The sequence below is a fragment of the Arthrobacter sp. SDTb3-6 genome (assembly GCF_013376095.1).
GTDB lineage: Bacteria > Actinomycetota > Actinomycetes > Actinomycetales > Micrococcaceae > Specibacter.
Window position 1 is genome coordinate 95,270 of record NZ_JAAMFN010000009.1, and the last position, 22,088, is coordinate 117,357.

Annotated in this window: 21 protein-coding genes; 18 read left to right on the forward strand and 3 right to left on the reverse strand. The window is 68.3% G+C overall.

Annotated elements, in window-relative coordinates; all coding sequences use genetic code 11:
- Position 1 precedes the first annotated feature (1 nt).
- The 13 genes from G6035_RS06785 to panC all read left to right on the forward strand — a co-directional run bounded on the left by G6035_RS06785 (position 2) and on the right by panC (position 12,445).
- Positions 2–1,222 (forward strand): zinc-dependent metalloprotease, encoded by a 1,221-nt coding sequence (locus G6035_RS06785; RefSeq protein WP_176616315.1) that lies wholly within the window; start codon positions 2–4, stop codon positions 1,220–1,222.
- Positions 1,223–2,308: a tRNA lysidine(34) synthetase TilS gene (gene tilS, locus G6035_RS06790; RefSeq protein WP_371130892.1), complete on the forward strand. Its 1,086-nt coding sequence runs from the start codon at positions 1,223–1,225 to the stop codon at positions 2,306–2,308.
- A gap of 74 nt (positions 2,309–2,382) precedes the next feature.
- Complete coding sequence (gene hpt / locus G6035_RS06795) at positions 2,383–2,934, forward strand: hypoxanthine phosphoribosyltransferase (protein ID WP_113716478.1); 552 nt, start codon at positions 2,383–2,385, stop codon at positions 2,932–2,934.
- A gap of 199 nt (positions 2,935–3,133) precedes the next feature.
- A complete protein-coding gene (ftsH, locus tag G6035_RS06800; protein ID WP_176616316.1) occupies positions 3,134–5,209 on the forward strand; it encodes an ATP-dependent zinc metalloprotease FtsH in 2,076 nt (691 codons plus the stop codon).
- Between the two features lie 110 nt (positions 5,210–5,319).
- On the forward strand, positions 5,320–5,880 hold the full coding sequence (folE, locus tag G6035_RS06805; RefSeq protein WP_176616342.1) for a GTP cyclohydrolase I FolE: 561 nt from the start codon (positions 5,320–5,322) through the stop codon (positions 5,878–5,880).
- A 5-nt stretch (positions 5,881–5,885) separates the two neighbouring features.
- Positions 5,886–6,917 carry a dihydropteroate synthase gene (folP, locus tag G6035_RS06810; protein ID WP_176616317.1) on the forward strand — a complete coding sequence of 344 codons (1,032 nt, stop codon included), beginning with the start codon at positions 5,886–5,888 and terminating at the stop codon, positions 6,915–6,917.
- Entirely contained in the window at positions 6,914–7,285 is a 372-nt protein-coding gene (folB, locus tag G6035_RS06815) for a dihydroneopterin aldolase (protein WP_176616318.1), read from the forward strand. Before folP ends, folB begins: the two co-directional genes overlap by 4 nt.
- Positions 7,282–7,812, forward strand: coding sequence for a 2-amino-4-hydroxy-6-hydroxymethyldihydropteridine diphosphokinase (folK, locus tag G6035_RS06820; protein ID WP_176616319.1), 531 nt, complete (start codon positions 7,282–7,284; stop codon positions 7,810–7,812). The genes folB and folK overlap by 4 nt, the downstream gene beginning before the upstream one ends.
- A 91-nt stretch (positions 7,813–7,903) precedes the next feature.
- Positions 7,904–8,419: a DUF3180 domain-containing protein gene (locus G6035_RS06825; protein ID WP_256127790.1), complete on the forward strand. Its 516-nt coding sequence runs from the start codon at positions 7,904–7,906 to the stop codon at positions 8,417–8,419.
- A gap of 46 nt (positions 8,420–8,465) precedes the next feature.
- On the forward strand, positions 8,466–8,993 hold the full coding sequence (locus G6035_RS06830) for a PH domain-containing protein (RefSeq protein WP_371130893.1): 528 nt from the start codon (positions 8,466–8,468) through the stop codon (positions 8,991–8,993).
- Entirely contained in the window at positions 8,990–10,528 is a 1,539-nt protein-coding gene (locus G6035_RS06835; protein WP_176616321.1) for a PH domain-containing protein, read from the forward strand. Before G6035_RS06830 ends, G6035_RS06835 begins: the two co-directional genes overlap by 4 nt.
- A complete protein-coding gene (locus G6035_RS06840; RefSeq protein WP_176616322.1) occupies positions 10,518–11,441 on the forward strand; it encodes a Rossmann-like and DUF2520 domain-containing protein in 924 nt (307 codons plus the stop codon). The genes G6035_RS06835 and G6035_RS06840 overlap by 11 nt, the downstream gene beginning before the upstream one ends.
- Positions 11,442–11,518: 77 nt before the next feature.
- Positions 11,519–12,445: a pantoate--beta-alanine ligase gene (gene panC, locus G6035_RS06845; protein ID WP_176616323.1), complete on the forward strand. Its 927-nt coding sequence runs from the start codon at positions 11,519–11,521 to the stop codon at positions 12,443–12,445.
- 109 nt (positions 12,446–12,554) lie between these two features.
- Here panC and G6035_RS06850 read toward each other — a convergent pair whose 3' ends face one another.
- The 3 genes from G6035_RS06850 to G6035_RS06860 are packed head-to-tail and all read right to left on the reverse strand — an operon-like array spanning position 12,555 to position 15,912.
- On the reverse strand, positions 12,555–13,505 hold the full coding sequence (locus G6035_RS06850; RefSeq protein WP_176616324.1) for a ribokinase: 951 nt from the start codon (positions 13,503–13,505) through the stop codon (positions 12,555–12,557).
- Positions 13,502–14,932, reverse strand: a complete 1,431-nt coding sequence (locus G6035_RS06855) for an MFS transporter (protein ID WP_176616325.1) — start codon at positions 14,930–14,932, stop codon at positions 13,502–13,504. The genes G6035_RS06850 and G6035_RS06855 overlap by 4 nt, the downstream gene beginning before the upstream one ends.
- A complete protein-coding gene (locus tag G6035_RS06860) occupies positions 14,929–15,912 on the reverse strand; it encodes a nucleoside hydrolase (protein ID WP_256127791.1) in 984 nt (327 codons plus the stop codon). Before G6035_RS06860 ends, G6035_RS06855 begins: the two co-directional genes overlap by 4 nt.
- A gap of 213 nt (positions 15,913–16,125) precedes the next feature.
- Between G6035_RS06860 and G6035_RS06865 the strand changes: the two genes are divergently transcribed.
- The 5 genes from G6035_RS06865 to G6035_RS06885 form a co-directional block, all read left to right on the forward strand.
- On the forward strand, positions 16,126–17,190 hold the full coding sequence (locus G6035_RS06865) for a LacI family DNA-binding transcriptional regulator (protein ID WP_256127792.1): 1,065 nt from the start codon (positions 16,126–16,128) through the stop codon (positions 17,188–17,190).
- 134 nt (positions 17,191–17,324) lie between these two features.
- On the forward strand, positions 17,325–18,773 hold the full coding sequence (gene lysS, locus G6035_RS06870) for a lysine--tRNA ligase (RefSeq protein WP_176616346.1): 1,449 nt from the start codon (positions 17,325–17,327) through the stop codon (positions 18,771–18,773).
- Between the two features lie 13 nt (positions 18,774–18,786).
- Positions 18,787–18,948 carry a hypothetical protein gene (locus tag G6035_RS06875; RefSeq protein WP_176616326.1) on the forward strand — a complete coding sequence of 54 codons (162 nt, stop codon included), beginning with the start codon at positions 18,787–18,789 and terminating at the stop codon, positions 18,946–18,948.
- An 82-nt stretch (positions 18,949–19,030) separates the two neighbouring features.
- Positions 19,031–19,369 carry an Lsr2 family protein gene (locus tag G6035_RS06880; protein WP_176616327.1) on the forward strand — a complete coding sequence of 113 codons (339 nt, stop codon included), beginning with the start codon at positions 19,031–19,033 and terminating at the stop codon, positions 19,367–19,369.
- Positions 19,370–19,607: 238 nt separating this feature from the next.
- A partial coding sequence (locus G6035_RS06885) for an ATP-dependent Clp protease ATP-binding subunit (protein ID WP_176616328.1) occupies positions 19,608–22,088 on the forward strand: 2,481 nt, incomplete at its 3' end.

Below are 22,088 nucleotides of genomic sequence, written 5' to 3' on the forward strand. Positions count from 1 at the left end.
CATGAGCCCGCACAGCAGCGCACAGTCCGCCCCTTCCGCCCCCGAGGGCAGCCCGACCCCCGCGGGCCGGGGGACCCCCTCCGGAAGCAAGCCGTCGTCCCTCGTCAACTGGGAGCTGGCCGCCAGGACGGCGGCAAACCTGGCACCGGCGGGCCCGGCGCTGGGCAGCCGCGAAATTGGCGCGGCCGTGGAAAACCTGCGGCTCATGGCGGAAAGGTCCGTGCCGCACGTGCACGAGATCAGCAAGCTCGAAGCCGCCCGCGACCTCCGGGACTCCGAGGTGCTGGTGGTGGACCGGGCGTCCTGGGCAAAGGCCAACACGCAGAGCTTCGCCGTCATGATGGACCCGATCATGTCCCTGCTCGCGGCCAAGCAGGCGGCGGCAGGCAAGAACACCGCGGCGGGGGGGGCCACCGTGACCGGCGCCCAGCTCGGCGCCGTGCTGGCCTTCCTCTCCAGCAAGGTCCTGGGACAGTACGATCCCTTCGCCGCCCTGGGCGCTTCCGGGACGGCGCCCGGAAATGCCGGGCAGGGGGCCACGGCGGCCGCCAGCGGCGGCCGCCTGCTGCTCGTGGCACCCAACATCATCACCGTGGAGCGCGACCTCAAGGTGGATCCGGACGACTTCCGCCTCTGGGTGTGCCTGCACGAACAAACCCACCGCGTGCAGTTTGCGGCCGCACCCTGGCTGCGCCACCACATGCTCGCGGAAATTGAAAAGCTCGGCGGTCTCCTGGTAGGGGACAGCGACAAGCTCGGCGAGAAGATGCTGCAGGCCGTCAAGTCCCTGGGCAGCAGGTCCCTGGGCGGCAAAAGGGCCGCACCGGACGGGCCCAGCCGCGGCGCCGTCCTGGACCTCCTGCAGGACCCGGCGGAAAAGGCCGCACTCTCCCACGTCACGGCCGTCATGAGCCTCCTGGAAGGCCACGCCAACGTGGTCATGGACGGCGTGGACCAGACCATTGTGCCCACCGTGCGCACCATCCGCCAGCGCTTCAACAACCGCGGCCGCGACCGGGGCATGCTGGAGAAGTTCATCCGGAACCTGATGGGCCTGGATGCCAAGATGCGCCAATACAGCGACGGCGCCAAGTTTGTCCGCGACGTGGTGGCGGTGGCCGGCATGGAAGGCTTCAACACCGTTTGGGCGCAGGCGGAAAACCTGCCCACCGAGACCGAAATCCACAATGCCCGCCTCTGGGTCGAGCGGATGGGCCTGTAGGTGGCGGAGGCAAACATCCGCCCCCGCCGGCGCCTGGACCCCACCGTGGGCAAGGCCCGCACCCTGGTCGGCGGGCTGCTGGGCCTGTCCACCACCGGCAAGCACCATCCCGTGGACAACCCGCCCCTGGTGCTGGTGGGCTGCAGCGGCGGCCCGGACTCGCTGGCCCTGGCCGCCGTCGCCGCGTTCTTCGCCACCCGCGGGGAGGTCCGCGTCGGCGCCGTGGTGGTGGACCACCAGATGCAGCCGGGCAGCGCGGACGTGGCCGGGCGGACGGCGGAAACCCTGCGCGGCCTGGGCCTTGACCCCGTCCAGGTGCGCACCGTGGACGTGGAGCACGACGGCGGCGGCCCCGAGGCTGCGGCCCGCGCCGCCCGCTTCACCGCCCTGGACGCGGCGGCCCGGGAGCTCGGGGCCGAAACCGTCCTGCTGGGGCACACCCTTGACGACCAGGCCGAATCCGTGCTGCTGGGCCTGGCCCGCGGCTCCGGCACACGCTCCCTGGCCGGCATGCGCGAACGCCGCGGGCTGTACGCCCGGCCGTTCCTGAAACTGCGCCGCGATGAGACCTTGGCCATATGCAACGCGCTGGGGCTGGAGCCCTGGCACGATCCGGCCAACAGCGACCCCGCCTACCTGCGGGTGCGCGTGCGGCACACCGTGCTGCCGTTCCTGGCCGCCGAGCTGGGACCGGGCGTCACCGAGTCGCTGGCCCGCACCGCCGGCATCCTGGGCCACGACGCCGACTTCCTGGACGCGCTCGCCGGGGACGAGTTCGCCCGGATCGCGCAGCTGGCGCCCGCCGGCGCGGACTGGCCCGAGGAGGTCAGCCTGGCCGAAGACGCGCTCCGGGAACTGGCCCCGGCCCTGAGGATGAGGGTGTTGGCGAGGGCCGTCGTCGCACTGGGGGGATATCAGCCCAGCCAGGAACGCCTGGGTGCGGCAGAGGCCCTGCTGGCGCGCCGGGGATCTGCCGGGCCTGTGCAAATGGCCGGGAAGGTCAGCGCCTGGCGCCTTTCCCGCAGCGCCGCCGTTCCCCACGAGGGGCACGGCTATGGGAAGCTAGTCTTTAGACGCAGCAGGTAATTCGTTGAGGCAGTGCACAAGCATTGCCGCTGCACCAAACCAGTTACACATTCCTTCACAAACAGGAGCCGTTGGTGGATTCACAAGACGTCCAAGCCGATCTCAAGCATGTTCTTTACACCAAGGAACAAATCCAAAGCCGCGTTGCCGAACTGGCCGCACTGATCGACGCGGACTACGAGGGCCGCGACGTGCTGCTGGTCGGCGTGCTCAAGGGCGCCGTCATGGTCATGGCCGACCTCTCCCGTGCGTTGCACAGCCACGTGACCATGGACTGGATGGCGGTGTCCTCCTACGGCTCCGGCACGCAGTCCTCCGGCGTGGTGCGCATCCTCAAGGACCTGGAAACGGACCTCATGGGCAAGCACGTGCTGATCGTGGAGGACATCATCGACTCCGGCCTGACCCTGTCCTGGCTCAAGGCCAACCTGATCTCCCGCGGCCCGGCCTCGGTGGAAATCTGCACGCTGCTGCGCAAGCCCGACGCCGCAAAGGTTGAGATCGACGTGAAGTACGTCGGCTATGAGATCCCCAGCGAGTTTGTGGTGGGCTACGGCCTGGACTTTGCCGAGAAGTACCGCAACCTGGACTTCATCGGCACCCTCGCCCCGCACATTTACGAGTAGCCTTTACCGGCGCATGACGACCGGCGGGGCCACCTTGCCGCCGCCGGGGGAATTTGTTATGCCCTGAGGGAACTATTAAGCCTTCCCGTGCGTGTTGACATAGGAACGGTGCAATGCTTGGTAGCGCGGGCAGGTGGCCGTGCACAAAAGTTTTTGCCAATTGCTTGAGCAGGAGGGACGGGGCGCAGCCTCAGAACACATGAAAGTCAAAAAACTCTTCAAGGGTCCCTTCATCTGGATCATTGTGGTGGTTGTGCTCATTGGCGCCGCCCTGGCCACGTTGTCCGGCGGCGGCCAGACCAAGATCGACACCTCCGAGGGCCTGACGCTGCTCAAGAACGACCAGGTGGCCTCCGCGAAGGTCTTTGGGTCCGAAGGCCGCGTGGACCTGGTCCTCAAGAGCGACTACACGACCCCCAACGGCACCAAGGCCGGCAAGGACGTGCAGTTCTGGTACGGCAGCTACCGTGCCCCCACGCTGGTGGCCGCGATTGACAACGCCGGCCTGACGTCCTTTGACGACCAGCCGGCGTCGAACAACTTCTGGTCCAGCATGCTGTCCCTGCTGATCCCGTTTGTGCTCATCGGCCTGATCTTCTGGTTCCTGTTCTCGCGCATGCAGGGCGGCGGCTCCAAGGTCATGCAATTTGGCAAGTCCAAGGCCAAGCTCATCACCAAGGACCACCCGCAGGTCACGTTCACCGACGTGGCCGGCGCCGACGAGGCCGTGGAGGAACTCCACGAAATCAAGGAATTCCTGCAGGACCCAGGCAAGTTTGCCGCCGTGGGTGCCAAGATCCCCAAGGGCGTGCTGCTGTACGGCCCTCCCGGGACCGGCAAGACCCTGCTGGCCCGCGCCGTGGCCGGCGAGGCCGGCGTGCCGTTTTATTCAATCTCCGGTTCGGACTTCGTGGAAATGTTCGTCGGCGTGGGCGCCTCCCGTGTCCGCGACCTCTTCGAGCAGGCCAAGGCCAACTCCCCGGCCATCATCTTTGTTGACGAGATCGACGCCGTCGGCCGCCACCGCGGCGCCGGCATCGGCGGCGGCAACGACGAACGCGAGCAGACGCTCAACCAGCTGCTTGTGGAAATGGACGGCTTTGACGTCAAGACCAACGTCATCCTGATTGCCGCCACCAACCGCCCGGACGTCCTTGACCCGGCCCTGCTGCGTCCCGGCCGCTTCGACCGGCAGATCCCCGTGGAGGCCCCGGACCGCCTGGGCCGCGAACAGATCCTGAAGGTCCACTCCAAGGGCAAGCCCATGGCGCCCGGCGTCGACCTGAACGCCGTGGCCAAAAAGACGCCAGGTTACACCGGCGCCGACCTGGCCAACGTGCTCAACGAGGCCGCGCTGCTTACGGCCCGCTCCAACGCCCAGCTCATTGACGACCGCGCCCTGGACGAGTCCATTGACCGCGTCATGGCCGGGCCGCAGAAGCGCACCCGCGTCATGAAGGAACTTGAGCGCAAGATCACCGCCTACCACGAAGGCGGACACGCCCTGGTGGCGGCGGCCATGCACAACACGGCCCCCGTCACGAAGATCACCATCCTGCCCCGCGGCCGCGCCCTGGGCTACACCATGGTGGTGCCTGAGGATGACAAGTACTCGGTGACCCGCAACGAACTGCTCGACCAGATGGCCTACGCCATGGGCGGGCGCGTCGCGGAGGAAATCGTGTTCCACGACCCCTCCACCGGTGCCTCCAACGACATCGAAAAGGCCACCGGCACCGCCCGCGCCATGGTCACGCAGTACGGCATGAGCGAGCGCATTGGCGCGGTAAAGCTGGGCGCAGGGCAGGGCGAGCCGTTCCTGGGCGCCAGCGCCGGGCACGACCGCGACTACTCCGAGTCCGTGGCCTCCATCGTTGACGACGAGATCCGCAAGCTCATCGACCGGGCCCATGACGACGCCTACGAGGTCCTGATCGCCAACCGCGACGTCCTGGACCGGCTGGCCCTGGAACTGCTGGAGCGCGAGACCCTGAACCAGGCCGAAATCGCCACGATCTTTGCCGACCTCCGCCGCCCGCCGGTGCGCGAGGTGTGGCTGTCCAAGGACTCCCGCCCGGTCTCCGACGTGCCCCCCGTGGTCACCGAGAAGGAGCGCCGCGACGCCCTGGCCGCCGGCGAGCCGGCCCCGGATTCGCTGTCCCCGCAGGAGCAGCTCGCCGGCGCCCATTTGCAGGGCGACGTCGACGCGCCGGGCCGCATGCCGGGCATCGACCTGGGCAAGGGCGACGGCGAACAGCTCCCCGGCCGCCACTGATTGCGGATAAGATCTCACCCGTGACCATTTTCGACGACGAACCCAACTTCGCGGCACCCGGCACCCCGGGGGCCGAACCAGGGACCCCCGGGGACGGACAAGGCGGGCACATGGACCTGCCGCGCATTGCCGCGGCGGTCCGTGAGATCCTGCTGGCCGTGGGGGAGGACCCTGACCGCAGCGGGCTCGAAGACACGCCCCTGCGTGTTGCCAAGGCCTACGCGGAAGTGTTTGCAGGCCTGCACCAGGACCCGGCGGAAGTCCTGGGCACCACCTTCGACATCTCCCATGAGGAGATGGTGCTGGTGAAGGACATCCCCTTCTACTCCACCTGCGAGCACCACCTGGTGCCGTTCCACGGCAGCGCGCACGTCGGGTACATCCCGTCGTCGGACGGCCGGGTGACCGGGCTGAGCAAGCTGGCACGGCTCGTGGACATTTACGCCCGGCGCCCCCAGGTGCAGGAACGCCTCACCAGCCAGATCGCCGATTCGCTGGTGGAACACCTCAAGCCGCGCGGCGCCATCGTCGTCATTGAATGTGAACACATGTGCATGTCCATGCGGGGCGTGCGCAAGCCAGGGGCCAAGACCGTCACCAGCGCGGTCCGCGGCCTGCTCCACGAGCCCGCCACCCGGGCCGAGGCCATGAGCCTGATTCTCGGAAGGTAACACCTATGGATTCCCTCGCAGCCGCCCCCGGCACGGGCCCGGCCACCTCGCCGCTGCCCGTGCTTCGCGCACGCACCTCCGTGGCGACGTTCGACCGCCTGCCCACCGACCGCACCGTGGTGATGGGCATCCTGAACTGCACGCCCGACTCCTTCAGCGACGGCGGTGAATACAACTCCCTTGACACGGCCATTTCCCACGGCCTGCGCATGTTCTATGGCGGCGCGGACATCATCGACGTCGGCGGCGAGTCGACCCGGCCCGGCGCGGAGGACGTGGACGAGGCCGAGGAACAGCGCCGCATCCTGCCCGTGGTCGAGGCCCTGGCCAAGGCCGGTGCCCTGGTCAGCGTCGACACCCGCCACGCCTCCACGGCCGCCGCCGCGATTGACGCCGGCGCCGGCCTGATCAACGACGTCTCCGGCACCAACGTCCACCCGGACATGATTGCGCTGATCGCCGAACGCCAGGTGCCGTATGTGCTCATGCACAGCCGCGGCGACTCACGGCACATGGATTCGCTGACCCGGTACGACGACGTCGTCGGGGACGTGGTGCGCGAGCTCGCCGAGGTGCGCGAACGCTTTTACGCGGCCGGCGTCAAACCCGAAAAAATCATTGTGGACCCGGGCGTCGGCTTCTCCAAGAACGCCGACCAAAACTGGGAACTGCTGGCCAACCTGGACCGGGTTGTGGCCATGGGCAACCGGGTTCTGGTGGGCACGTCCCGCAAGCGCTTCCTCGGCTCCCTGCTGACCACGGCCGGCAAGGCCGCCGCCCCCAAGGAGCGCGACGACGCGACGTCCGCCACCACGGCGCTTGCCGCAGCCCAGGGCATCTGGGGGGTCCGCGTGCACGACGTCGGCGCCAGCCTTGACGCTGCCAAGGTCGCCGCCCGCATGCTCACCGGCAAGCGGAACCGCGAGGCGCGCCTCGCCGCCCGGGCTGCGGAAGGGGAATCCCCGGAAGGGCAGGCTGCAGCAGGGCAGGCTGCGGCAGGGCAGGCACGGCCCGAGCCGGCGCGGGCCTCCCTGTGAGCCGCCCGGACACCATCACCCTGACGGGCATCACCGCGATTGGCTACCACGGCGTGTTCGGGCACGAGAAGCGCGACGGCCAGCCCTTCGTGGTGGACGCCGTCCTGCACACGGATGTTTCCGCGGCCGCAGCCACTGACAACCTCGCCGAGACGGCCGACTACGGTGCCGTGGCGGAAACCATTGCCGCGATGATCCGCGGGGAGTCCTTCGATTTGATCGAGACCCTGGCCGTGCGCACCGCCGAGGCGATCCTGGCAGGGTTTGCCATTGTCGAGGCCGTGGAGGTCACCGTCCACAAGCCCAAGGCGCCCATCCAGGTGCCCTTTGGCGACGTGGAAATCAACGTGTTTCGGAGCAGGGCATGACGCTCCAGCGCCCCCTGACCAGGGCCATCCTGGCCCTCGGGAGCAACCTGGGCGAGCGGCAGGGCACACTCTCGGCCGCTGTCGGCGAGCTCGTTGACCGCCCCGAGGTGCGCCTTGTCGACGTCTCGCCGGTGGTCTCCACCAAGCCCGTCGGCGGGCCCGGGGGCCAGCCGGATTTTTTGAACATGGTGATCGCCGTCGACACCACCCTTGAACCCCTGGAACTGCTGGCGCACTGCCAGGCCGTGGAGCTTGCCCACCACCGCGAACGGAAGGTGCGCTGGGGTGCGCGGACGCTGGACGTGGACATCATCACCTACGACGACGTGGAAAGCGCGGACCCGGAACTGACCCTGCCGCACCCGCGGGCCGCAGGGCGGGCGTTTGTGCTGTACCCGTGGTCGCTCATGGACCCCGGGGCCACCCTGGCGGGCCGTTCCGTGGCGGAACTGGCCGCCGCGGCCGCCGACATGCCCGGGATTGGGCACGCCGGCCTGGACCCCGTGGACGAGGGACGGCCGGCCTGAAAACCTGCGTTCCCACTCCCTGTCCCGCCGTGTCGAATAAACTGTACGGTTGAGGTAGCACACGTAAACGCAAGGAACGGGTGAGGCAATCATGAGGAGCACAATGCGGACCATCCGGCCTGCATGGCTGGTGGTGGCGACGGCGGTCCTGGGCGTGGCCGGGTGGACCACCACGGAACTGACCTCGCGTGCCAGCCTGCCCCTGCCGGTGCTGCCCCTGAGCTCGCTGGCCACGATGGGGCTGATCGTGCTGGTCTGCCTGATTTTGGGCTTCAAGGTCCGGCATTGGCGCGACGGGCACCGCGACCGGGTCCTGGACCCCCTGATCGCTGCACGCACCCTGGTGCTGGCGCAGGCCTGCGCCTATGCCGGGGCCGTGCTGCTTGGCTGGCACCTGGGCATCCTGGTGGACCAGCTCCCCACCATTCCGCTGCGCGGTGAGCTCGGCCCCATCTGGAACATGATCGCCCTGGGCGGCGGGGGGATTGTCATGATTGTGGTGGGCCTCGTGGTGGAACGCTTCTGCAAGCTTCCGCCCGACGACACCGAAACCGCCGGCACACCGCGCGAAAAACGGGACGGCCGCGGGGAGGAAGAATTTGCCTAGCCCGGCCACCCCGCCTCCCGCCGTTCCGACCGGCCCCGTTCCGCCCGTGCCGGTCGTGCCCGTCCACGCCAGCGCCATCGATCCCGAGGGGCTGGCGTTCCGGGGCGTGTCCGGCAGGCTTGCCACGCTCCGCCTGATCGAGCGGGGCCTGGGCGGGCTGGTCCTGTTTGTCATTTCCGCGCTTCCGCTGGTCCTGGGGCTGGCCGGGGCATGGGACGGCTACCCTGCCTGGCTGGCCTGGGCGCTGCCGGCCGCCGTGCTGGCGGTGGTCCTGTGGGTGTTGGCGCTCGTGCCGCGCCAGGTGCGCGCCATCGGCTACGCCGAACGCAACGACGACCTCCTGCTCCGCCACGGCATCCTGTTCCACCGGGTCATGGTGGTCCCCTACGGGCGGATGCAGTATGTCGACGTCACGATGGGGCCGCTGGAGCGGGCGTTGGGCCTGAGCAGCGTCCACCTGCACACCGCCTCCCCCGGAACCAATGCCGTGCTTTTTGGCGTGCCTGCCACCGAGGCCGCACGGCTCCGCGAGCAGCTTTCGGCCCGCGGTGAGGCGAAACTGGCCGGGCTGTGAGCGATCCGTACCCCGGGACCACCTTCCACACGGACAGTCCCGACACCTGGCACCGCGTCCATCCCGTCTCGCCCCTGGTGCGCGGCTGGGTGGCCGTGGCCGCAGTGCTGTTCATCTTTGGCCGCAACGCCCTGGACTCGCTGTTCACCGGCAGGCCCGGCGCGGGCGGGCCGTCCGCCGGCGCCCCGCCCGCGGTGATCGCCGTGGTGGTGGGGGCCGCCGTCGTCGTGTTTGGGGCCGGATTCTTCCTGTCCTGGCGCTTCACCCGCTACCAGGTGACCGACGACCACGTCCACATCAACTCCGGCGTCATCTTCCGCCAGCAGCGCAGGGCCCGCATCGACCGGGTCCAGTCCATCGACGTCGTCCAGCCGCTGGTGGCCCGCGCCTTTGGCCTGGCCGAGCTGAAGTTCGACGTGGCCGACGGCGGGAGGTCGGCCTTCCGCCTCTCCTTCCTCAAGCTTGACGAGGCCAAGCGGCTGCGGGCGGCCATCCTGGCCCGCGCCGCCGGCGTGGCCGTGGATCCGGGGGAGCCCGGCCAGGTCGCGGAGGCGCCGGAACAGCACGTGCTGGCCCTGGGCCCCGGGCGCATCATCGGCGCCACGGTGTTCAGCAGCCTGAGCATTGTGACGCTGGCGGTGCTGGGCGCCGCCATTGCCCTGGCAGCGTGGAGCGGGGAACCCGGCGTGTTCATCGGCTCCATCCCCATCTTCCTTGGCTTCGGCGCCTCCTACTGGAAAGCCATCACCGGCGACTACAACTTCCGCGTGGCCCTCTCGCCCGATGGCGTCCGCCTCCACTACGGCATGCTCGAGACCCGGGCGCAGACCATCCCGCCGGGCCGCGTGCAGGCGGTGGGCATCAGCCAGGGCCCCGTCTGGCGGCCCTTCGGCTGGTACCGGGTCCACGTCAACGTGGCCGGTTACGGGGACGACCGCTCCGACCACGGCAACCGCACGGTGCTGCTGCCCGCCGGCACCATTGACGAGGTCATGGCCGTGCTGTCCCTCGTGTTCCCGGACCCCGGCGTGGACAACCCCTTTGAGGTCTTTGCCGCCGGGCTGCGCGGACCGGGAAACCGGCACGGCTTTGTCCACTCCCCGCCCTCCGCACGGTGGATCGACCCGTTCGCCTGGCGCTACAACGCCTACCGGGCCACGTCCACGGCGCTGCTGTGCCGCCACGGGGTCATCTTCCGGCGCCTGGAGGTGGTCCCGCACGAGCGCACGCAGTCGCTGAGCCTGCGCCAGGGCCCGCTCATGGCAGCCCTGGGACTGGTCGACTTTGAGCTCCATTCCACCGTTGGCCCCATCAAGCCCCTGGTGCACCACGTGGCGCTCGACGCCGGCCGCCGCCTTTTCGACGAACAGGCCGCGCGGGCCGCAACTGCCCGCCGCATCCACAGCGCCGAGCACTGGCTCGCCCCGCCGCCCCCGCCGGCAGGGCCGCCCCCGCCGGTCGAGTCGGAGTCGGTCGAGACCCCCGCCCCGTCGTCCGCCCCACCCCACGCACAGGAGAACCTCCATGGCCATTAAGCCCGGCCGTCTTGGCATTGGCATCATCGGCGCCGGAAAGGTGGGGGCCGTGCTGGGCGCGGCCCTGCGCGCGGCGGGGCACGCCGTCGTCGGCGTTTCAGCGGTCTCGGAGGCTTCATTGGAACGGGCGGAACTGCTGCTGCCCGGGGTGCCGGTGCTGGAGATTGCGGACATCGTGGAACGCTCCGAACTCGTACTGCTGGCTGTGCCGGACGATTCCCTGCCCGGGCTTGTCTCCGGCCTGGCCGCGACCGGCGCGTGGCAGGCCGGGCAGCTGGTGGCGCACACCTCCGGGCGGTTCGGCACGGGCGTGCTCGCGCCGGCCAAGGCTGCCGGGGCCATCGCCCTGGCGATACACCCGGCCATGACGTTCACGGGCATGAGCCTGGACCTCACCCGGCTGGCCGACTGCTGCTTTGGCATCACCGCGGAGCCGGCCATGCTGCCCGTTGCCCAGGCGCTCGTGGTGGAGATGGGCGCGGAGCCGGTGGTCATTGCCGAGGCGGACCGCGTCCTCTACCACGCGGCCCTGGCCCACTCCTCGAACCACCTGGTCACCATCGTGTCCCAGGCGGCGCAGATCCTCGGGGACATTGGCGTGGAGTCGCCCAACCAGGTCCTCGGGCCGCTGCTGCGGGCGGCGCTGGAGAATGCGCTGGCCTCGGGGGAGTCAGCGCTGACGGGGCCCGTGGCCCGCGGCGATTCCGGCACCGTCGCCTCCCACACCCAGGCCCTCCGCGAGCACGCCCTCGACACCGGTTCCGCGGACATCCTGGACGCCTACGTGGCCCTTTCCGCCGCGACGGCGGCCCGGGCTGCCCGCCGCGGCCTGCTCTCCGCGGAATTGTTCCTGGGCGTCCAGGCCGCCCTCACCGCGGACGACGCCGGACCCTCCACCGGCCCGGGCAGCTGACCCTTCCCCGCCGTCCCCGGTCCGGGCAGCCCGCCCCGGCCCTCCAAACTGCCGCACCACTGGAGAAAGCGACCGACATGAGCACCACCCTGGTTACCACCATTGCCGAACTGAAGGCACTCAGCGCGAAGCTGCTGTCCGCCGCCCCCGACCCGGCCGGGCGCGGCGGCGGGACGCTGGGCCTGGTGCCCACCATGGGCGCGCTCCACGCGGGCCACGCGGAACTGGCCAGGACCGCGGTGGCGGAGAACGACGTCGTGGTGGCCAGCGTTTTCGTCAACCCGCTGCAGTTCGGTGACCCGGCGGACCTGGAGCGGTACCCGCGCACCACGGACGCCGACCTCGCCGTGCTCGACGCCGCCGGGGTGGACGTCATGTTCGCCCCCTCCGCTGCGGAGATGTATCCGGGCGGGGAGCCCGCGGTGCGCGTCACCGCCGGAAAGCTGGGGGAACTGTACGAGGGAGCGTCCCGCCCCGGGCACTTTGACGGTGCCCTGACGGTCGTGGCCAAGCTCCTCCACGCCGGCCGGCCCGACACCGGCCTGGCCCCGGCCGATGCCGCCGGGCGGCAGTCCTACCGGGCCTACTTTGGGCAGAAGGACGCCCAGCAGCTGGCCCTCGTGCAGCGGATGGTGGCGGACCTGAACTTCCCCGTGGACATTGTGCCCGTGCCCATTGTGCGCGACGGCGACGGACTGGCGCTTTCGAGCCGGAACCGCTTCCTGTCCGACGGGGAGCGCGACGCCGCCCTGGTGCTCTCTCACGCACTGCGGCTGCTGCGCCGGCGTGCCGACGCGCACGAGCCGCTGGACATTCCCTCGGCCGAGGAGCTGGTGCACATGACGCCCGGCGTGGAACTGGACTACCTCGAGGTGGTGGATCCGGACACGCTGGCCGTCCGGGCCGAAAACTGCCAGGACACTCCCTTCACCGGACGGGCCCTGGCGCTCATCGCCGCCCGGGTCGGATCGGTCCGCCTGATAGACAACGTCACGCTCGGGTAGGGTGCCGTGGGTTTATGCGCCGGACCCGCCGCCAGTTGTGCGCATGAGCGTTTATGCGCCCACCCCGGGGCCGGTTGGGCGCATGCCGGATGCGCTGAGGGCCCCCGGCTCAGGCGGCCAGTGCCGCCGCCACCTCTTCGGCGTTGGGATAGGCCGTCTGCGTGCCCTTCCTCGTGGCGGCCAGCGCGGCTGCCACGGAGGCGTAGCGGGCGGCGTCGGCCAGGGAATCGCCGGCGGCCAGGCGGGCTGCCACGGCGCCGGTGAATGCATCGCCGGCCCCCGTGGTGTCCACGGCGTCGACCACGGTCGGCGCAATGCGCACCACGGGGTGGGCCCGGTTGGTTGAATCCAGCACCACCGATCCGTCGGAGCCCAGCGTCACGAGGACCTGCGCCAGGCCGCGGCCGGCAAAGTGCGCGGCGGCGTCGAGCCAGTCGGACTCGGGCGCGTCGGCCGCCGGCATGGCCGGCCCGCCCAGGAACGCCGAGGCCTCGTGTGCGTTGACCAGCAGCACGTCGGTGAGGTGCGCCAGCGCGTCCCCGACCGGGGCGTAGGGCGAGAGGTTCAACAGGACGGTGGCGCCGGCGTCGTGCCCGGCCTGCGCGGCGGCCCGGACCGTCTCCAGCGGCACCTCCAGGCACAGGCAGACAACGCCGGCGCCGTCGAACAGGGCCGGGGCCATGGCGTCCGGGGACAGGGTGCCGTTGGCGCCGGCGGAGATGATGATGCTGTTTTCCCCGCTGTCCTCCACCGAGATGACCGCGACGCCGGTGGGCCCGTCCACCCGCCGCACGTGGCTGACGTCGACGCCGGCCCCGGCCGTGGAGGCCACCAGCATGTCGCCGTTGGGGTCGCGGCCCACGGCGCCAATCAGCGTGACGGCCCCGCCCAGCCGGCCTGCAGCCACGGCCTGGTTGGCGCTCTTGCCGCCAGGGTTCACGGCAAAGCCGCTGCCGTGCAGGGTCTCGCCGGGCAGGGGCAGGCGTTCGCAGTAGATGGTGAGGTCGGCGTTAAGCGAGCCGGCCACCACAATGCGGGCTCCCGGGGCGGGGACACTCACGCGTCAACCTCCGCGTCAACCGGCTTGGGCACCAGCAGCGACGCGGCCAGGGCGGCCACCGTGACGGCCAGGGCCACCACGACCACCGTGGTGTAGGACCCGACGACACCCATGGACCCCGTGGCGACCAGGATGGCCGGCAGCACCAGGAAGCTGAGGCCCGCGCCCAGGTTGAAGGCGCCGGCGTTCATGCCCGGCAGGAAGCCGGGGTTGCCTTCGGGGGAGAGGACCACGCCGAGACCGTTGAGCATGATGTTCACCGTACCGGCGTACATGATGCCCAGCAAGACCGTGCCGGCGATCATCAGCGGCAGGCTGTGCAGGCCCAGGAAGCCGATGACGGCCAGGGCCACAACGCTGCCCACCAGGCCGATCCGCAGCATCTTGGTGTACCCGAGCACGGGTGCCAGCCGGCCGGTGATGGGTCCGAAGATCCAGCCGAGCAGGGCGTAGGGGGTCAGGATCAGCAGGCTCATCTCGGTGGCGCCAATGTGGAAGCCGGGATCGGCCGCCTGGACGAAGGCGGGCACAATGCCATTAATGACCGCGAAGATGCCGGTCATGGTCAGGGTGGTGGTCAGCAGCGGCGCCCAGGTGGAGCGACGGCGCAGGTGCACAATCTCCACCATGGGCTGCCGGGATCGCTTTTCCACGGCCCAGAAGGCCATGAACGCGGCAACCGCGACGACGGCCAGCACCAATGCGGTGACGAGCGGGCCGGCGGTGATGCCGCCCACCAGCTTGGTGGCCTCGTTGAGGGCGGTCAGCAGGGCGCCGACGGCCACCACGATGAAGAACACGCCCTTCCAGTCCATGCGGGTGCCCGCGCCGGGCTTGCTTTCCCCGGCAAGGACGGCCAGCAGCACCGTGGCGACGGCCGCGATGGCCACCATGAGCCAGAAGATGCTGCGGAAGCCGAAGTGCTCGGCAAAGTAGCCGCCCACAAACGAGTCGATGCCGGCAATGCCTCCGTTGACCGCGGTGATCAGGCCCATCAGGACGCCGTACTTCTTCGGGTCCTTCACGGCCGAGCGCAGCATGATCAGGCACAGCGGCACCGTGGGGCCGGACACGCCCTGGATGATGCGGCCCACGAACAGCCAGGTGACGTCCGGGGCCAGGGCCGAGACCACGGAGCCGATCCCCATCAGCGCCATCATGGCGATGAGCACCTTCTTGCGGCCGATGATGTCGCTCAGGCGCGGCAGGAACAGGGAGAACACGGCGGCGGCGGTGAAAAACCAGGTCTGCGACAGGCCTATGGCCGCCTGGTTGGTGTGCAGTTCCTCGCCCATGGTGACCAGGGCGGGGCTGAGCATGGAGGCATTGAGCTGGAACGCCACGCAGGCGGTCAGCATCGCCACCATCAGCGCGGTGACATTGGCCGAGCCGTTGCGCATCCCGGACTTGAGGGTTTCGGCGCTCATGCGGCCACCTCGCCAATGCGCACCAAGGCGTCGGTGACCAGGTCCCAGAACTTCTTGTGGTCCAGCTCAACGGCGACGGAGGTCTTGCAGTCGGCGGGGGCAGGGGCGCGGAAGTCGGCCACGGTCATGCCGAGGGTCAGGGCGCCTGTCAGCTCAATGTCCACGGGCACCTTGCGGGTGGTCATGACGGTCGGGTCTATGACGTAGGCGACGGCGCAGGGGTCGTGGACGGGCGGGTAGTCAAAGCCCTGGGCGTCCTTGTAGGTCTTGGTGAAGAATTCCATCAGTTCCATGACGAACTTGGCCGGCTTGGTGCCCACAGCCTCGATCCGGGCCACCACATCCGGGGTGGCCAGCGCCTGGTGCGTGAGGTCCAGGCCCACCATGACCACGTTCCAGCCCGCGTTGAACACGATGTGGGCGGCTTCGGGGTCGATCTTGATGTTGAACTCGGCCACGGCGCTCCAGTTGCCCACGTGGTAGCCGCCGCCCATGAGGACGACTTCCCTCACGCGTTCCACGATGCGCGGTTCCTTGCGGGCGGCCATGGCAATGTTCGTCAGCCCGGCCGTCGGCACCAGGGTCACGGTGCCGGGCTCGTGGGCCATGATGGTCTCAATGATGAGGTCGACGGCGTGGCGCGGGTCCAGCTCGATCGTGGACTCGGGCTGGTCCGGGCCGTCCATGCCGCTGTCGCCGTGGATGTCGGGGGCGTTCTCGATGCTGCGCACCAGGGGGCGGTCGCAGCCGGCCGCGAACGGGACGCCGGTGATGCCGGCGATGGTCCCCACGGACAGGGCATTGCGGGTGACCTTTTCCAGCGTCTGGTTGCCAACCACCGTGGTCACGGCCAGCAGTTCGATGGTGGGGTTGCCGTGGGCCAGGAGCAGCGCCACGGCGTCGTCATGGCCGGGGTCGCAGTCCAGGATGATTTTCCGGGTTGCGGTGGCAGCTGGCTGTTGTGGCAGGTTGGCGTTCAATGTTTCTCCACGTCTTTGGGGCGGCAGCACCCGGGGGTGTTGCGTCTTCTGGGGTTGGGCGTTGTTTAGGGTGTTCCGGGCCGGCGTGCGGGGAACCTGAAAATAAGTGTGGCACTGAAACGTGATGGACGTCAAGCGCTTAACGTTAGGTTCGTCAAGCGTTTGACGTGCCGTATGGACGGGGATTGCGCCCGTGCCGGATACCATCGATGCATGGAGCCAGCCACAAACCCCCGGCACGACGGCACGCGGCCGGCCCGCGTCACGGCCGCCATGGTGGCCGCGAGGGCGGGCGTTTCCCCGGCCACCGTTTCCCTTGTCACCAGCGGCAAGACCGCCGGCCGCGTCTCGGCGGAGAACATCGCCAAGGTGGACCGGGCCGTCAACGAGCTGGGCTATGTTGTGGACAGCCTCGGCAGCTCCCTGGCCAGGGGGCGCAGCAACATTGTGATCCTGGTGGCCCCGGACGTTTCCAACCCCTTCTTCGCCCGCGTGATCGACGGTGTCCGCGAAGAGATTGGCGCCGGGTTCCAGCTGCTGCTTTCCGTGACCGAGGCCGGCCGCACACCCACCCTTGAGGTGGTGCGCAACCTGTTGTCCCTGCGCCCGGCCGGGCTGCTCGTGGACGCACCCAGCGCCGATTTCCTGGCCGGGTTGCCGGCGGCCGGACCCATGGTACTCCTGGACACCGCGGGCGTGGAGAGCGCCATGCCGTCCGTGAACCTTGACGTCGCCGGCGGCGCCGTCATGCTCGCGGACCACCTGGCGGACCTGGGGCACACCACCGTCGCCTACCTGGACGGCACCACGGGGACAGACACCTTCCGCGTGCGCCGGGAGGCCTTCTGCCGGCACGCCCGGGAGCGCGGGATCGACGTGGTGGCACAGGCGGAAACCACGATCGACGTCGCTGCGGCCGCGGACGCCTTTGACACGGCCTGGCCGCAGTGGCGGCGGATGGGTGTCACCGCCGTGGTCTGCAGCACCGACACGCACGCATATGGGGTGCTGCAGGAGGCGCGCGTGGCGCGGCTGTCGGTTCCCGGGGAACTGGCCGTGACCGGCTTTGACGACCTGCCGTATTCGGCGGCCTCAAGCCCCGCCCTGACCACCGTCCGGCTCCAGGCCGCCGAACTTGGGCACGCCGCCGGACGCCAGCTTTTGCGCCTGCTGGCCGGAGAGGACCTGGGTGCGACGGCGGACGGGCACAGCCTGATGCTCGCCAGCGAACTGGTGGTCCGCGGATCCACCGCCGGCTCCCCGCACGGCCGGCCGTAGGCGCAGCCGCCGGGCCTGGCTTCCACCCGCCCTGCACCCGGCACGGAGGGTTCATTCAGATTCACCAACTAAACTATTGGATTGTGAGCGCAGAAAATACCGTGACCCTCGAGCCCAGTGACGTTTCCGAACAAATGCACGTCCGCATGGAAAAGCGGGCCAAATTGCTGGAGCAGGGCGGCCAGGCCTACCCGGTCGGGGTCGGGCGGACCCGCACGCTTGAGGAAATCCGCGAGAAGTATCCGGAGCTTGAGGCGGACACCGGCACCGGAGAATTCGTCGGCGTGGCCGGCCGCGTGGTCTTTATCCGCAACACCGGCAAGCTGTGCTTTGCCACCCTCCAGTCAGGCTCGGGCGTGCGCCTGCAGGCCATGCTCTCGCTGGCCAATGTGGGCGAGGAGGCGTTGGCCGGCTGGAAGTCCCTGGTGGACCTGGGTGACCACGTCTTCGTACACGGTGAAGTGGTCAGCTCCCGGCGCGGCGAACTGTCCGTCATGGCCGACTCCTGGCAGATGGCCTCCAAGGCCCTGCGCCCGCTGCCCGTGCTCCACGCCGAGCTCTCCGAGGAAATGCGTGTGCGCCAGCGCTATGTGGACCTCATCGTCCGCGACGCCGCGCGCAAGCAGGTGCGCACCCGCTCGGCCATTGTCAAGGCCATCCGCGACACCCTCGACGGGGAGGAATACATCGAGCTGGAGACCCCCATCCTCCAGCTCATCCATGGCGGCGCCGCGGCGCGCCCCTTCCACACCCACCTCAATGCCTTTGACCAGCCCATGACGCTGCGCATCGCCATTGAGCTTTACCTCAAGCGGGCAGTGGTGGGCGGCCTGGATAAAGTCTTTGAAGTCGGACGCATTTTCCGCAATGAGGGCGTTGATTCAACGCACAGCCCCGAATTCACCATGCTTGAAGCATATGAAGCCTATGGCGACCAATTCACCATGGCCAAAACCATGCAGCGAATCATTCTCGCCGCCGCCGACGCCGTGGGATCACGCACCATTGAAACCCCGCGCGGGCAGATTAACCTCGACGGCGAATGGCCCTGGCTTCCCGTGTACAAGGGCCTTGGCGACGCGGTGGGGCAGGAAATAACCCCCGATACCACGGCCGTGGAATTGCGTGCCATTGCCGCCCGGCACGACGTGAAAGTTGATCCGGCGTGGGATGCGGAAAAGCTGGTGGTTGAATTGTTTGGTGAAATTGTTGAACCGACAATCATTCAGCCGACATTCGTCTGCGATTATCCGCCGTCCGCGCAGCCTCTGGCCCGCCCGCACCGTGACAAGCCCAACCTCATTGAGGCCTGGGACCTGATCATTGACGGCAAGGAAACAGGCACGGCATTTTCCGAACTCGTCGACCCCGTCATCCAGCGTGAACGCCTGACCGAGCAGTCCCTGGCGGCAGCTTCAGGGGATCCCGAGGCCATGCAATTGGATGAAGACTTCCTGCGCGCCCTCGAATACGGCGCCCCGCCCATGGGTGGACTGGGCCTGGGCATTGACCGTCTGGTCATGCTCTTTACCGGCGTGGGAATCCGAGAGGCCATCCTCTTTCCCCTGATGAAACCTGAGTAGAAGCGGCAAGGTTATGGAATACATCGCAGTTATCGTCCCTTCATTGGGCGTGGGTGTGCTTTTTTACTTCGCAATGAAGGCAATATTCAATGCCGACCGGGCTGAACGGGAGGCCTTGGCGCAGGCCGAACGTGAAGCCGAGCACAACAGCGAGCTTCCCTCGAATAATTCCTGACGCCATTCTTTGACGTGGGGTGGTTTACGCAGCATAATTTAAATGACGGAAACTTCAAATAAATGTGAGGCGATAATTACCCATGGCACAGAAGATTCATGTAACTCTGGTCGACGACCTTGACCAGAGCCCTGCGGATGAAAACGTCACCTTTGGCCTTGACGGCATTAGTTATGAGATAGACCTTTCCGCGAAAAATGCCGGGGAATTGCGTGAGGCGCTGGCAAAGTACATTGGTGCCGGACGCCGTGCCGGCGGACGTGCCGTCCGGGGGCGCGGCACGGCCACGGCGGCGCCCAAGTCCAAGAGCGACGTTGCTGAAATCCGCACCTGGGCCAAGGACAACGGCTACGAAGTGCACGAGCGTGGCCGCATCCAGGCAGAGATCCGCAACGCGTACTACGCCGCGCAAGGCGCGTAAAAGAACGCATTCAGCGCACGCAGGGCCGGCAATTGCCGGCCCTGCGTGGCGCAAAGACGGCAGGGCACCCCACCGGGCGGCCCCGCCGTCGTGCTTTAAGGCCCCGCCGTCGTGCTTTAAAAGGACCGCCAAGGGCAGCGGCGTCCGCGGCATCCATATTTCCCCTGTGGCGAACAAGCCCCCACGACCGGCCGGCACTGCGTAGCATCAAAGTACGCAGTAAAAGGAGTGTGGCGAAATGTTTGAGCGATTCACTGATCGAGCCCGTCGTGTTGTTGTGCTGGCCCAAGAAGAGGCCCGCATGCTCAACCACAATTACATCGGCACGGAGCACATTCTGCTCGGCCTCATCCACGAGGGTGAAGGTGTTGCTGCCAAGTCCCTGGAATCCTTGAACATTTCCCTGGACGCCGTCCGGGAGCAGGTACAGGAGATCATCGGGCAGGGACAGCAGGCCCCCAGCGGGCACATCCCGTTCACTCCGCGCGCCAAGAAGGTGCTGGAACTCTCGCTGCGTGAAGCCCTGCAGCTGGGCCACAACTACATTGGCACCGAGCACATCCTCCTCGGCCTGATCCGCGAGGGTGAAGGCGTCGCCGCGCAGGTGCTGGTCAAGCTCGGCGCCGACCTGGGCCGGGTGCGCCAGCAGGTCATCCAGCTGCTCTCCGGCTACCAGGGCAAGGAGCCCGTCGCCAGCGGCGGCCAGCAGCAGGAAGGCACCCCGGCAGGCTCGGTGGTGCTGGACCAGTTTGGCCGCAACCTCACCCAGGCTGCACGGGAAAACAAGCTTGACCCGGTGATCGGGCGCGAGCACGAGATGGAACGCGTCATGCAGGTCCTCTCCCGCCGCACCAAGAACAACCCGGTCCTGATCGGTGAGCCCGGCGTCGGCAAGACCGCCGTCGTCGAGGGCCTGGCCCAGGCCATCGTGCGCGGCGACGTGCCGGAAACCATCAAGGACAAGCAGCTGTACACCCTTGACCTGGGTTCGCTGGTGGCCGGCTCGCGCTACCGTGGTGACTTTGAGGAACGCCTGAAGAAGGTCCTGAAGGAAATCCGCACCCGCGGCGACATCATCCTGTTCATCGACGAGATCCACACGCTGGTGGGTGCCGGGGCAGCGGAAGGCGCCATTGACGCGGCCTCCATCCTCAAGCCCATGCTGGCCCGCGGTGAACTGCAGACCATTGGCGCCACCACGCTGGACGAGTACCGCAAGCACATTGAGAAGGACGCCGCGCTGGAGCGCCGTTTCCAGCCCATCCAGGTGCAGGAACCGTCCGTGCCGCTGACCATTGAAATCCTCAAGGGCCTGCGTGACCGCTACGAGGCACACCACCGCGTCTCCATCACCGACGACGCCCTGACGGCCGCCGCCACCCTGGCGGACCGTTACATCAGCGACCGCTTCCTGCCGGACAAGGCCATCGACCTGATTGACGAGGCCGGTGCCCGCCTGCGCATCCGCCGCATGACGGCCCCGCCGGAGCTCAAGGCCATGGACGGCGAAATTTCGGCCGTGAAGAAGCGCAAGGAAGACGCCATCGATGCCCAGGACTTCGAGGGTGCCGCGGCCCTGCGCGACGACGAGCAAAAGCTCATCAGCGCCCGTGCCGAAAAGGAGCGCCTGTGGAAGTCCGGCGGCCTGGATGACATCTCCGAGGTGGATGAGGAACTCATCGCCGAGGTGCTGGCCAATTCCACCGGCATCCCCGTGTTCAAGCTGACCGAGGCGGAGTCCACGCGACTGCTGAAGATGGAAGAGGAGATCCACAAGCGCGTGATCGGCCAGGACGAGGCCATCAAGTCCATCTCCAAGGCCATCCGCCGCACGCGGTCCGGCCTGAAGGACCCGAAGCGCCCGGGCGGCTCGTTCATCTTCGCCGGCCCCACCGGCGTCGGCAAGACCGAGCTGGCCAAGGCGCTGGCCGAGTTTCTCTTCGGCGACGAGGACGCGCTGATCACCCTGGACATGTCCGAGTACTCGGAGAAGCACACGGTCTCGCGGCTGTTCGGTGCCCCTCCCGGCTACGTCGGCTACGAAGAAGGCGGGCAGCTGACCGAAAAGGTGCGCCGCCGCCCGTTCTCCGTGGTCCTGTTCGACGAGGTGGAGAAGGCCCACGCGGACCTCTTCAACTCGCTGCTGCAGATCCTCGAGGACGGCCGCCTGACGGACAGCCAGGGCCGGGTGGTGGACTTCAAGAACACCATCATCATCATGACCACCAACCTGGGCACCCGCGACATCTCCAAGACCGTGGCCACCGGCTTCCAGTCCGGCTCGGACACCCAGACCGGCTACAACCGGATGCGCGCCCGGGTCACGGAAGAGCTCAAGCAGCACTTCCGCCCCGAGTTCCTCAACCGTGTTGACGACGTGGTGGTGTTCCCGCAGCTGACCCAGGAAGAGATCATCGAGATCGTCGACCTCATGGTGGGACGCCTCGAGGGCCGCCTGGCCGACAAGGGCATGGGCATCGAGCTGACGCCCGCCGCCAAGGTCCTGCTGGCCACCCGCGGCTACGACCCCGCCATGGGTGCCCGGCCGCTGCGCCGCACCATCCAGCGCGAGATCGAGGACCACCTCTCCGAGAAGATCCTCTTCGGCGAGATCAAGGCCGGGGACATCATCGCCGTGGATGTTGAAGGCGAGGGCGACGACGCGCAGTTCACGTTCGTTGGCACCGCCAAGCCGAACATCCCGGACGCCATCACCGCC

What these genes read in the sequence shown, in the direction of transcription:
- G6035_RS06825 (WP_256127790.1), top strand. Translation starts at nt 7,904, where the DNA reads ATGAGGAGCACAATGCGGACCATCCGGCCTGCATGGCTGGTGGTGGCG.
- ftsH (WP_176616316.1), top strand. Translation starts at nt 3,134, where the DNA reads ATGAAAGTCAAAAAACTCTTCAAGGGTCCCTTCATCTGGATCATTGTG.
- folE (WP_176616342.1), top strand. Translation starts at nt 5,320, where the DNA reads ATGGACCTGCCGCGCATTGCCGCGGCGGTCCGTGAGATCCTGCTGGCC.
- folK (WP_176616319.1), top strand. Translation starts at nt 7,282, where the DNA reads ATGACGCTCCAGCGCCCCCTGACCAGGGCCATCCTGGCCCTCGGGAGC.
- G6035_RS06785 (WP_176616315.1), top strand. Translation starts at nt 2, where the DNA reads ATGAGCCCGCACAGCAGCGCACAGTCCGCCCCTTCCGCCCCCGAGGGC.
- G6035_RS06880 (WP_176616327.1), top strand. Translation starts at nt 19,031, where the DNA reads ATGGCACAGAAGATTCATGTAACTCTGGTCGACGACCTTGACCAGAGC.
- panC (WP_176616323.1), top strand. Translation starts at nt 11,519, where the DNA reads ATGAGCACCACCCTGGTTACCACCATTGCCGAACTGAAGGCACTCAGC.
- folP (WP_176616317.1), top strand. Translation starts at nt 5,886, where the DNA reads ATGGATTCCCTCGCAGCCGCCCCCGGCACGGGCCCGGCCACCTCGCCG.
- lysS (WP_176616346.1), top strand. Translation starts at nt 17,325, where the DNA reads ATGCACGTCCGCATGGAAAAGCGGGCCAAATTGCTGGAGCAGGGCGGC.
- G6035_RS06840 (WP_176616322.1), top strand. Translation starts at nt 10,518, where the DNA reads ATGGCCATTAAGCCCGGCCGTCTTGGCATTGGCATCATCGGCGCCGGA.
- G6035_RS06865 (WP_256127792.1), top strand. Translation starts at nt 16,126, where the DNA reads ATGGAGCCAGCCACAAACCCCCGGCACGACGGCACGCGGCCGGCCCGC.
- G6035_RS06875 (WP_176616326.1), top strand. Translation starts at nt 18,787, where the DNA reads ATGGAATACATCGCAGTTATCGTCCCTTCATTGGGCGTGGGTGTGCTT.
- G6035_RS06855 (WP_176616325.1), bottom strand. Translation starts at nt 14,932, where the DNA reads ATGAGCGCCGAAACCCTCAAGTCCGGGATGCGCAACGGCTCGGCCAAT.